Below are 12162 nucleotides of genomic sequence, written 5' to 3'. Positions count from 1 at the left end.
AGGCCGCCACGAAACGAGGCGGATGGCGAACATAGATGTGCTCGGAGGGCCGCTCATGTCGCGACGCCACCTACAGCGCGGTCTCAGGAGATGTCTGCTTCCGGGCCACGGCAATATCTACTTCTATGGCCGACATGCGGCGCTAAGTTGCCCGTTCCGGCGGCCGGCTCAAGCGGCAAGATCTGACCCCGTTGCCGACATCAGCCCGGACAAGTACCAGTTGCAGGGTCTTCAGGAAGGAAGAAGCTTCGCCGCTCGCAAGGGGTTAGTTCGCGGGGCACGGTGCGCCGGGCGAAGTCAATGAGGTCGTTGGGTGTCTGGAAGACGCGAACGATACGGACCCTTTCTTCACCGGAAATAATTGCGATCTGGGTGCCGTCGGAACTGAAGGCTGCGCGTGTAAGGCCCGGTCGAACGGTCGCTTCGTCCTGGCTGGCAAGGACAGCAATCTGGCGCCCCGATTGCGTCGCCCATAGCCTGACCGTGCGATCTTCGGACGACGCGGTCACGACATACAAACCACTGGGACTGAACTGGGCGCTGTCCACCGCGCCGCTGTGGCCCCTAAGAACGGCCCTTTCCAGTCCGCCAGAGACGCTCCAGATACGGACGGTTCCATCGCGTGAGGCAGTCAGCAGCGACTGACCGTCGGGGCTGAAAGCGACCACCGTCACCTCGTCGGTATGTCCCTCTAGCGTTACGACGTTTGCTCCGTCCGTGGTCGACCAAATTCGGGCCGTGTGGTCGAGTGAGCCCGTGGCGACCAGCTGACCGTTCGGGTTGAAGGCCGCTGCAGTGATGCGATCCTGATGCCCCACAAGAGCCTTAAGCTCAGCCCCGCCCGCCTTCAGGAGGTGGCCCGCATTGTCTTCCCTGGCCGCGAGGATCAGACGTCCGTCGGGGCTAAGAATGGCCTGCGGCAGCTTGCTGCTTGTTTTGATGACGGCCAGCTCGGTGCCGGTCGCCGCGTCCCACAGCTGCGCGGTACCGTCGATCGATGCGGAAACAAGCGATTTACCATCGCGACCAAACTGGATCTGGATCAGTCCGCCATGTGATCGGAACTGGGCGGTCTCGAATCCCCTGGCAACCTCCCAAATTCGGACCTGGCCCCCAAGAGATGCCGTCGCGACGCGCCTTCCATCGGGACTGAACGTCGCACGTTGAACGATCTCATGTGTATCGAGCCGGATTATTTCGCGCCCGCTCAGAACATCCCACAAATGCGCCGCGCTGTCGCCGCCACCGGTCAGCAGGTGGACATTGTCGGGACTGAAGACCGCGAAAGTCGGCCGATATTCATGAGAGAGCGTCGTCGTCAGTGCGCCGTCGACATCCCACAGCCGAGCTGTGCCATCGTGTGAAGCAGTGAGAAGAATGTTGCTGTCAACCGGGCTGAATTCCAGATGCTCAACCAAAGATTCATGACCGGCGATCGTCGTGACCAACGAGGCGCGTTCAACGTCCCAGATGCGGATCGGCCCATTGACCGAAGCGGTCGCCAGGAAGCGGTCGTCCGGGGTGAAAGCACCGTTCATCTCCTCATCGCGTTCATCCGCACCGATATCAGCCAGCTTCAAACCCGAAACCTCCTGGCCGAGCAGGTCATGCAGCGTTCCTAACGCTCCATCCCAAATCCGGGCAGCGCCGTCGAGTGATACCGTGGCGATTCGCTGACCCCCGTGACTGAAAATCACGCCGTTCAATTGCGTGTCGCTCTTCTGGCCTGCGAACTTTGCGATCTCCGTTCCTTTCGACACATCTAAGAGGCTGGAAGTGCCGCCGTATGAAAGCGGACCGCACGCGCCAGCCAGCAGCCGGCTTCCGTCCGGGCTGAACGCCAGGCTGTAGGGCCGGGAGTTTACCCGGATTGACCGCGTCAGTGCGCCATCTGCGGTATTCCAGATCGAAACAAAGTGCTTGCGTGCCGTCGCGAAGCTGCGACCGTCCGAACTGAAGCCAGCCCGTGCATATCCGTCGCTGCTTACACTCAGGACTTTTCTTCCGGTCCGAGCGTCCCAGAGCGCTGCATCGCTGTTCTCTCCCGCCGTCAGCACCTGGTTTCCGTTCGGGCTGAAGATTGCCGTTGGATAATTACCTACCGGCTGCAGGATGAAGAGCTGTTCTCCCGAGATGGCGTTCCAGACGCGCGCAGTGCCGTCCCTCGCTGCCGTCAGGATACGGCTCCCGTCCGGGCTGAATTCAGCCCTCTCCACGGCCCCTTCATGACCTTTTAGAACTGCAGTTTCGGCACCGCTGGAGATGTCCCAGATGCCTGCAGTTTTATCGTAGGATGCAGTGACGATGTGATCGCCGTTCGGATTGAACGCCGCATCCGCAACGCCGGCGGCATGCCGAAAGATTTTGATCTGGTGGTGCGCCAGCAGGGCCTTGTAGAGGGCTGCCTCTGCTTCAAAGAGATATGGCCGCTCGGACTGGTCTTTCGAGGGCAGTGCTTCGAGCGCCAAGAGGATCGCAGCCTCGGTGTTGCCCGTCGCCGTGGACTGCTGTGAAAGAAAGGAGAGCGAAAGAGACTGGTTGCGCAGCGCCTGGTCGCGTTGCCACCTTGCTTCCTCCTGCGCCCTGAAGGCGACCAGTGCGCCTGCGCCCGCTATGAGAGCGAGCATTATCGCCACAATCGCGGCATTGCGCGTACGTCCGGCAAGCCGGTTTGCGGCAGTAGCCGCGAGGCTCCGGCGCTCGGCCTCGCGCTCCAGGCGCTCGCGTTTTGCCTCTTCGGCGGCCTCGATCAGCGCCAGCTCTGCCTGCCGGTCCTTCTCCTCTCTCTGCTGATGGGCGCGCAAAGATGCCTCGATGTATTCAAGGACGTCATCGTCAACCTCCTCCCGTCTTGACAGCAGCAGCTCTTCGCCCTCCGCGAGACGTTTGCCGGACGGAAGGAGAAGCTCTCGATTCCTGCTCTCCAGGTGCCAACGGTGGGCGTCGGCCCTGAGGCGGTCGCGCGTCTCGAGGAAGTTCCGGTTGGCATTCACAATGTCACCGGCGCGCGGCCAACGGCTCAACAGTGCTTCATGTGCAACGCGGACGAAGACATGCCCTCCGGCGTCCTCATCGCTGACGAGTAGCCGTGCGTCGATCAGGGCCCTGACGAGAGCCGATCGCGCGGGGGTGCCTGCAACTTCGGTGAGCAGGGCCGGACGTGCCGTCACCGTTCCATCGCTTGGACTTGCTGTGGTGAGGGCGCCCAGCACCGGGGGTAAGGCCTCCTGGATCTCGGGCGCGAGTAAGTCTACGACTTCATCGGCGCGGCGCGCGATTGCGCCTTCGAGCCCGCCGAGCGCGCGATAATGCGCAAAGGTTAGAACTCGGCGCTCGCAGCCGGCTTGGTACAACGCGTCGAGCACAAACTCGAGAAGCGGCAATGATCCGGGATCGGCAGCTGCTGCCTTCTGCAGCACATCATCGAGCCGCCCCAACTCGGCACTCTCCTCAAAGCGGAGCCCGGCAACGCCCGCCGGTTCGCGGATGATCTGCGCGATCTCTGGGCCGGTCGGCGGCAGGAGTTCGTAGCTGGAGAGGCCGTCCTTGAGTGCCGAGAAACCCGGGACCTCACCGCAGCGGTGAAAAAAGTCCGAACGGATCGCCGCGATCACCCAGACCAGTCCGCTCGCGGCTAGCACCGCCATGAGCCGCACAAGGGCCTCGCGCGTCGCCGGCTGCTTCTCCGTCGTGAACAGCTCCTCCAGCTGATCGATGGCGACAAGCAATCTGATCTGCGAGTGGGCCGACCCGGCCGCCTTGCCAAGTGCCTGTCGGACCATCGCCAGCGCCCGATCCGGCGCGCTCCTGCAGAGCAGAGCAAACTCCGCGACTGTTACTTCGCAGGACAACTCCGGCACAGCAGCTTCGCTAAGCAGTGCCGCAGCCAGCACAGCGAATGCATCCGGTCCTTCGGAGAGGCGGATCAGGCAGCGGCGCCACAAGGATATGCCCGCCACGGCTCCAGGCTGGGTCAATGACGGCAGCAGGCCAGCACGCAGGAGGGAAGACTTGCCGCAACCGCTCATTCCGTAGATAAGCAGGAATGCCGTACCGCTGGCTGCCTGCTGCTCCAGTCTTGCAGTGCAGGCAGCAATCGCCCGTGCTCGGCCGAAGAAGAGGTCGGCATCTTCGAATTCGAAGGCATCGAGACCGCGAAATGGCGACCTGACCGGTTCCTCCGAAGCAAGGGGTACGCGGTAGATGCGCAAGACGCGTGCGACGTTCTTCAGCTTATGCTCGCCGAGATCGACGAATTCCAGCGAGAGTCGGTCTTGAGCCTGGGCGTGGACCGCTTCCGTGACGCAAATCCCGCCCGGTCGTGACAACGTTTGCAGATGAGCGGCGACCTCGACTGCCTCGCCCGCGAGGTGGTCGCCCTCGGCGACGACATAACCCAGGTGAACGCCGATGCGGAAGAGCAGGCGCTTTGTCTGGGGAACTTCGCAGTTCCGCCTATCGACGTCATGCTGGATCTCGCTCGCACACCGCATCGCCTCGACAGGGCCGGTGAACTCGGCGACGACGCTCTCTTCGGCGCTCCAGAACACGCGACCCGCATGTTGAACCAGCAGCCGATCGATGATCTGCCTGTACGCCCGGAAAGTTGCAGCAGAGATCCGCTCATCCTTGCCTGTCGGCCGGCCCTCAGCGGCCACTTCGGCGGCCAGGATGGTGGCCATTCTCGGTCCGGCATTTGAGGGAAGGACCAGCCTGTAACCGCGCCTCGGCACTGTCTGCACGACGGCCTGCCGGCTGTCGTTGAGCGCCCCACGGATCTCGTGAATGCACTGCACCAGGCTGTCATCGGTCACGGCTATCCCGTTCCAGACCGCCTTCATCAGGTCGTCCTTGGTGATGACGCGATCAGCGTTCTCCAGAAGGTGACGAAGCACCGCGAAGGCCTGGTGGCGAAGTGCGATTGTCCTGTTGGACTTGTCGCGCAAGGTCTCGCTGCTCAGATCGGCGGTAACGCCGTTGAGTACGAACGTCGTGGGAGGCGAGCTATTCAAGCCGGTTCCCTCAAGCACGAAGCCGCAGTCCAATTCTTCGATCTTAGCACGGTTTCGCACTGCGAAGAGTGTTCACCATCCAGACCGGCGGGGAGCGCAGATTTCGGCGAATGATCGGAAGCCGTTCGTGACCCAGGAGACGCCTCGGACCGACAATTGCATTGTCAGCGAGAGGCTCGCCATGGACTACTTGGTGCAGATTGCTCGAAGTGCGGGCGCAAGACCGGTGCTACGGCTCATGGGCGTCTGCCTGCTCACTCTGTCCTTCGCGATGGCGTCACAGGCTCACTCTACCGACCGTCCCGCGGACGACCTGGCCGAAGTCGATCTGCAACTGATCCTTGCCGTCGACGTCTCGCCCTCGATGAGCAAAGTTGAGCAAAGAGTGCAACGCGACGGCTATGTCGGTGCCTTCCGCCACGCGGACATCGCGAGGGCAATCAAGTCGGGAGAGCGGGGCAGAATCGCAGTACTCTATCTGGAGTGGGCAGGGCCACGTCAGCAAACAGTCATTATCCCGTGGACAATTGTCGAAAGCCTCGACGACGCTCTGATTTTGGCAGACAGGCTCGCGGCGCTGCCGTTGACTGAAGGCCGCGGAACGTCGATTTCCGGCGCATTGTCGGCCGCGAATGATCTGTTCGCGAAGAGTGGCTTGCGCAGCCCGCGCAGGGTTATTGACGTATCCGGCGACGGACCCAACAATGCCGGAGCGCTCCTTGACCCCATCCGGCAGGTTCTTCTCGCGGAACGCGTGACGATCAACGGGCTGCCTATCGCACTGCCCCGCATTGGCGGGGCCGACGGGTTTGCGATGTACGACCCTTCCAACCTGCAATCCTATTTCGAGCGCTGCGTCATTGGCGGACCAGACGCATTTGCAATCGGCGTCACCGAGGCCGCTATGTTCGCCATCGCAGTCCGTCGAAAGCTCGTGCGTGAAATCTCCATGAACACGGGTCAGATGATCTACGCGGCCTACACCGCGCGTTCAGACCGCACGGTCGATTGCAACGTGATCGCTCAGTTACCGGGCCGGTAACGATAGGCGATGGGGTGACCGCGATATAGAGGGTGGGCGGCAACGGAATGCCTTTCGCGAACCGCTGCCTACAGTCAAATTGAATCTGCTTGCGGATCCCAAGGCAGCCATTGCCCTCAGCAGCGGTGAACGCCGTCGAAGGGTCGAGACGAGACGTTAGCGCTTGTCCCTGCGTAGGTCTGGCGTGACCACGACCTCCACAATGATCCCCGCGATGTCTGCTTCCGGGCACCAGCAAGATCTGTCGATATGACCGAGATGAGGCGCAAACCTGCCGTTCGCAATGTGGACAATAAAACTCGCCGTTAGCTCAATCGCAGAGTTCCCTTGGCTACTCCCCGCTCCGCTTCTGCGCGATCAGGTCGAGGCGCTCGCGGTCGGAGCGTTCGCGCTCGTCGCGGTTGCGCACGTCCTTGTAGGCGCGCTCGACCATGTTGGTGCGCGCGGTAGCCGCTGCGATGAGGCTGGCCTCCTGCCTGGCGCTTTCGAGGCTCGCCTCCTGGCGTCCGACCGCACTGGCGATGCGGCGATGGTAGAGATCGGGAAACAGGCCGGAAAGGGAATCGGCCTGGTCGAAATGCCCGACCAGGTCCCGGGCTTCGGTCTCGGCGGCGGCGGCGGCGGCAAGGAGGGTGGCGTGACGGGTTTCGTGCAGCGCCTTCAGTTGTTCCTGCACCTTGACCAGTTTCTTCAAGCGGTCCCTGCGTGTGCTCATGGCTATCTTGCCAATGTCAGGTCGACAAAGCCGGCGACGAACAGCGACAGCATGGTGCCGACGGCGAAATAGAAGATGATCATGCCGCCGGCGATGATGAAGGGCTGGGAGATAAAATAGATCGGGATCTGCGGGGTCAGCTTGTTGACGAAGCCGATCGTCAGGTTGACGAGAATGGCATAGGCGACAAACGGGCTGCCGAGGCGGATGACCAGGAAGAATGTGTCCGACACCGTGTCGGTGACATCGACGAGTGCGGCCTGCGGGTTGAAGAAGATGTTGACCGGCGCGACAGTGTAGGAGGTCACCAGCGCGCGTATGATCTCATGGTCGAAATCGAAGACGAAGAGCATCAACAGCGCCGAGAACGAGATGATGGCGGCAAGCGCCGCCTGCGGCTCCGGCTCCTCGATCGCCGGTCCGCCGGTGCCGCCATAGCCGATCAGCATGGCGATGGCCGAGCCCATGAAGCGCAAGGCTTCCATGTAGAGCCTGGTCATGGCGCCGATCAGCCCGCCGACCAGAAGTTCCGAGATGATCATCGGCACCAGGATTTGCGGGCGCGGGTCGACGAAGGGAAAGATGCGGTCCCACAGGAAGGCGAGCAGGCCGCCGGTGGCGGCGACCGCCACGAACAGCCTGACCTGGACCGGGACGCGGGCGCTGGACAGGCCGGGCATCAGCATGAAGCAGGCGCCGATGCGGCAGAAGGCGAGGAACGCCGCGATGACGACGCCTTGCGAAAGCACGCTCACGATATGGTTCCGAGCACCCTGATCTCGACGCCCTTGGCGATTTCGACGTGGCTGAGCACCGGCAGCGTGGTGAACAGCCGCTCGATGATCATGCGCACATAGGGACGGGCGTCGGGCGCGGTGACCAGCACGAAACGCTCGCCGGCCTCCAGATATTTCTTGATCGCCTTGGTCGCGTCCTGGCCGAATTCTTCCAGCTGGCGCGGATCGATGTCGAATTCGCGCACCTCGCCCTTGGCGTCGCGCTTGAGGCTCTGGTGAAAGGCCAGATCCCAACGGTTGCCGAGACGCAGCACCTTGAGTACGCCTCCCTCGGAGAGGTCGCCGCAGATCTGCTGGGCCATGCGGATGCGGACATGTTCGACGATCTGCTCGGTGCGGCGCACATGCGGCGCGATCTCGGCGATCGCCTCGATAATCAGATGCAGATTGCGGATCGAGACCCGCTCGGCGAGTAGCAGCTTCAGCACCGCCTGCAGGCCGGGATAGGAGATGTGCGTGGTGCAGATCTCGTCGGCGAGCTTGCGATATTCCTGGTCCTGCCGTTCGAGCAGCGCCTTCATGTCCTTGTAGGACAGAAGCTGCGGCAGGTTGTTGCGGATGACCTCGGAAAGATGGGTGAGCAGCACCGACATGTTGTCGGCGAAGGTGTAGTTCTCGCGCTTCAGATCTTCGGCGAAGGTTTCGACCACGGAATAGGCGCGCATGCCGAAGGCCGGCTCGCGGATTTCCTCACCCGGTATTTCGGGTATGTCGCGATTGCCGAGCAGCACCATGATCTCGCCGACGCGCATCTGGTATTCGGCCACCACGGTGCCGTGCACCTTGATCTGGTAACTCTTTGGAGGGATGGCGAAATCGTCGGCGACCCGCACTTCCGGCACGACGAAGCCGTATTGGGTGGCGAATTTCTTGCGCATCTTGGCCATGCGGAAAACCAGTTCCTGATGCGACACCAGCAGCCGGGTCGACAGCTGCTTGCCGATCAGGAGCTCGATCTCGGCGGTGGCGAGCGACGCCTTGACCGAGTTCTTTTCCTCTTCGACCTTGGTCGCCTTCTCCTGGTCCTTGATCGCTTCGGCGGCGGCGACGGCGCGGTTGTGGCGCATCGGAATGACGTAGCCGAGGCCAGCCATGCCACCGGCCAGCGCAAAGAACGGAAACAGCGGCAGGCCGGGCATCAGGCCGAGCAGCACCAGCAGCGATGCCGCCACGTAAAGCGCGCGCGGATGGGCGCCGAGCTGGCCGAACACCGCCTGGTTGGTCGAACCGCGCGTACCGCCCTTGGACACCAGCAGGCCGGCGGCCAATGAGACGATCAGCGCCGGGATCTGGGTGACGAGGCCGTCGCCGACCGACAGCTTGATGAACACGTCGGCGGCTTCGCCCATGCCCATGCCATGCCTGATATAGCCGATGGCGATGCCGCCGACGATGTTGATGGCGGTGATGATGAGGCCGGCGATGGCGTCGCCGCGGACGAATTTCGAGGCGCCGTCCATCGAGCCGAAGAAGGAGGATTCCTCTTCCAGCTCGCGGCGGCGCAGCTGCGCCGTCTTGTCGTCGATCATGCCGGCGGAGAGGTCGGCGTCGATCGACATCTGCTTGCCGGGGATGGCGTCGAGGGTGAAGCGGGCGCCGACCTCGGCGATACGGGTGGCGCCCTTGGTGATGACGATGAAGTTCACCACGATGAGGATCATGAAGACGATGAGGCCGATGACGAAATCGCTGGCCATCACCAGCTTGGAGAAGCCGGCGATGACATAGCCGGCCGCGTGCGTGCCTTCATTGCCATGCGACAGGATCATGCGCGTGGTGGCGATGTTGAGCGACAGCCGCAGCATGGTGGCGATGAGCAGCACGGTCGGGAATGACGAGAAATCGAGCGGCCGCTGGATCCACAGCGCCACCATCAGGATCAGCACCGAAAGCGCGATCGAGAAGGCAAGGCCGATGTCGATGAGAAAGGCCGGGATCGGCAGGAACAGCACGGCCAGGATGATGACGATGCCGATGGCGAAGAAGACGTCGCGGCCGTTCTTGGCCACTGCGCCGGGCTGGATGCTTTCGCTGATCGCCATGTCGTCCCCAAAATGCCAAGCCTGCCCGCGCGGCAGCCTTGTGAGCCTAACCGGCCAAGCTTGCGCGAGGGTGGGAGACTGGCTACTGGCTCTCGGTCGCCGCTTCCAAAAGGAAATCCCATGCTCCTGATCATCGGCACCATCCGCCTGCCGCCGGAAAGGCTCGGGGAGGCGAAGCCAGCGATGGAGCGCATGATGTCGGCCAGCCGCGCAGAGCCCGGTTGCCTCGAATATTCCTACGCGCAGGACGTGCTCGATGCCGGGCTCATCCGGGTCACGGAAGTCTGGAGCGACAGGACAGCGCTAGATGCACATTTCCGCTCGCTGCACCTTGCGGACTGGCGTGCAAGCTGGCCGGCACTTGGCATCGGCGAGCGCAATCTCGTGCTCTATGAGGCCGGCGATCCCAAGCCGACCTGATCGGTCCGCCAGCCGGCTGCTCTTCGGCCGGCGAGCGCCGTTCGCGGTCCAACAGAGGCAGCCGCGGCCCGCAACCGGACGGCCATGCCACAATGGCGCCTTGTCTGTCGCCATTGTGGTTGCCATGCCGTGTCGCCGGGCGTATCAGGCGGGCTTTCCACTGCCTTTTCTGATGTCGGCGAGCCGCCCCGGTGCTTTCCAGAAACCAACCGCAAGTCTATGCACGCCGGCTGCGCGCGGTGCTGACCAGATCGCTGCCGCTGCTCGAGGCGCGCGGCGTCGCGGTGGTCATTTTGGCCGGTGTCGTCGGGGTGATGGCGGGTATCCTGGTCACGGCGATGAGCCAGATCGTGCAGGACCTGCACGGGCTGCTGTTCGGCGTCCAGCCCGGCGGCCGGCTGTCCGGCATGTTCTCGCTCGCCAATCCGCTACAGGCGCTGATACCGGCGATCGGCGGCATCCTGCTTGGGCTGACCGTGATCTGGTTGAGACTGCGGAAATTCCGCACGCCGATCGACCCGATCGAAGCCAACGCACTCTATGGCGGGAGCATGTCGCTCACCGACACCTTCATCATCGCGGGCCAGACGATGATCTCCAGCGGTTTTGGCGCCTCGGTCGGGCTGGAAGCCGGCTACACGCAGGTCGGGTCCGGCCTGGCATCACGGCTGGCGCGCATCTTCCGGCTGCGCCGCAACGATGTCCGCATCCTGGTCGGCTGTGGTGCCGCCGGCGCCATCGCCGCCGCCTTCGACGCACCGCTGACCGGCGCCTTCTATGGCTTCGAACTGGTCATCGGCATCTATTCGCTCGCCAATGTCGCGCCGGTCATGACTGCCGCGATCTCGGCCTCTCTGACCGCCGAGATGTTTGGCGGCGTGCCGTTTCCACTCGAGCTTGCGGGCCTGCCGGCGCTGACCGCCAGCCAGTACGTGCCGTTCCTGCTGCTCGGCCTGCTCGGCGGCGCGGCTTCGATCGCCATCATGCATCTGGTGACACTGATCGAACGCGGTTTTAACAGGCTGTCGATCGATGCGTCGCTGCGCCCCGTCATCGGCGGCGTCATCGTCGGATTGCTGGGGCTGGTCACGCCGCAGGTCCTGTCCAGCGGCCATGGCGCGCTGCATCGCGAATTCGCGATGAACTATGGGCTGGCCGTGGTGGCCAGCGTCTTCGTGTTGAAACTGGCGGCGTCTGCCATCTCCCTGGGCTCGGGCTTTCGAGGCGGGCTGTTCTTCGCCTCGTTGTTCCTTGGCGCATTGCTCGGCAAGGCGTTTGCCGGTGTGATGGCGCTCGTCTCGCCGGCAACCGGCATCGACCCCGCCGTTGCCGCCGTCGTCGGCATGACGTCGCTCGCCGTCGGCGTCGTCGGCGGCCCGCTGACGATGACCTTCCTGGCGCTGGAATCGACCCGCGACCTGACGCTGACCGGTGTTGTGCTGGCGGCCTCGATCATGTCGGCGATCCTGGTGCGCGAGACGTTCGGCTACTCCTTCTCGACATGGCGCTTCCATCTGCGCGGCGAGACCATCCGCAGTGCTCACGACGTCGGCTGGATGCGCAGCCTCACCGTCGGCTCGATGATGCGCAAGGACATCAAGACCATCTATGCCTCGACGACGCTGGCGGCCTTCCGCAGGCAAGTGCCGCTCGGTTCGGCCCAGCGCGTCATCGCCGTCGACCCGGGCGATCACTATGTCGGCGTGCTGATCGTGGCCGAACTGCACAGCGATCCGTCCGATGGCGAGGTGGCTGTGCGCGATCTTGCCAAATACACGGACGCCGTGCTGGTGCCCAGCATGAACGTGCAGTCCGCCGCCGAGACCTTCCAGCGTGCCGGCGCTGAAGAGCTCGCCGTGGTCGAGGATTTCACCGACCGCATCGTGCTGGGGCTGCTGACCGAAGGCCATTTGATGCGGCGCTATGCCGAGGAACTCGACAAGGCGCGCAGGGACCTGTCGGGCGAAGGTTAATGACATTCACAAGAAGAGGCGCAACACCTCCTGCTAGAGCGGGATGAATTTAGGTTGGTACATACCCGGCCTCGGTGAAGTAATTTCTGCATTCGGTTGAAGTGACGGTGCCGAGGATCTGACCGATGGCTTCGCAGACGGTCTCGACTGTTCGTCTGGCA

7 protein-coding genes are annotated in these 12162 nt (G+C 63.2%); 3 read left to right on the top strand and 4 right to left on the bottom strand.

What is annotated here, in order from left to right; all coding sequences use genetic code 11:
• Positions 1-200 precede the first annotated feature (200 nt).
• Positions 201-5030 carry an nSTAND1 domain-containing NTPase gene (locus tag B5V02_RS35535; RefSeq protein ID WP_245446369.1) on the bottom strand — a complete coding sequence of 1610 codons (4830 nt, stop codon included), beginning with the start codon at positions 5028-5030 and terminating at the stop codon, positions 201-203.
• Between the two features lie 109 nt (positions 5031-5139).
• On the opposite strand from B5V02_RS35535, the gene B5V02_RS35530 reads away from it, so the two are divergent.
• Positions 5140-6054 carry a DUF1194 domain-containing protein gene (locus tag B5V02_RS35530; RefSeq protein WP_111548632.1) on the top strand — a complete coding sequence of 305 codons (915 nt, stop codon included), beginning with the start codon at positions 5140-5142 and terminating at the stop codon, positions 6052-6054.
• A gap of 331 nt (positions 6055-6385) precedes the next feature.
• Here the strand turns inward: B5V02_RS35530 and B5V02_RS35525 are convergent, their stop codons facing one another.
• From B5V02_RS35525 to flhA, 3 genes are read right to left on the bottom strand one after another with little or no spacing between them, the layout of a single operon-like run.
• The gene (locus B5V02_RS35525; RefSeq protein ID WP_111548631.1) at positions 6386-6769 is read right to left on the bottom strand and encodes a hypothetical protein; all 384 of its coding nucleotides are present in this window, start codon (positions 6767-6769) and stop codon (positions 6386-6388) included.
• Between the two features lie 2 nt (positions 6770-6771).
• Positions 6772-7524, bottom strand: coding sequence for a flagellar biosynthetic protein FliR (fliR, locus tag B5V02_RS35520; RefSeq protein ID WP_095084533.1), 753 nt, complete (start codon positions 7522-7524; stop codon positions 6772-6774).
• On the bottom strand, positions 7521-9608 hold the full coding sequence (gene flhA / locus B5V02_RS35515) for a flagellar biosynthesis protein FlhA (RefSeq protein ID WP_111548630.1): 2088 nt from the start codon (positions 9606-9608) through the stop codon (positions 7521-7523). The genes fliR and flhA overlap by 4 nt, the downstream gene beginning before the upstream one ends.
• Before the next feature lie 120 nt (positions 9609-9728).
• Here flhA and B5V02_RS35510 point away from each other — a divergent pair, with 120 nt between their 5' ends.
• Positions 9729-10028, top strand: a complete 300-nt coding sequence (locus tag B5V02_RS35510; RefSeq protein WP_111548629.1) for a putative quinol monooxygenase — start codon at positions 9729-9731, stop codon at positions 10026-10028.
• Positions 10029-10219: 191 nt separating this feature from the next.
• A complete protein-coding gene (locus B5V02_RS35505) occupies positions 10220-12001 on the top strand; it encodes a chloride channel protein (RefSeq protein WP_111548628.1) in 1782 nt (593 codons plus the stop codon).
• Positions 12002-12162: the final 161 nt, after the last annotated feature.

Source organism: Mesorhizobium kowhaii (genome assembly GCF_003253745.1).
Lineage (GTDB): Bacteria > Pseudomonadota > Alphaproteobacteria > Rhizobiales > Rhizobiaceae > Mesorhizobium > Mesorhizobium kowhaii.
Note: the sequence above shows the minus strand (reverse complement) of the source record. Positions and strands in the feature narration are given on the sequence as shown.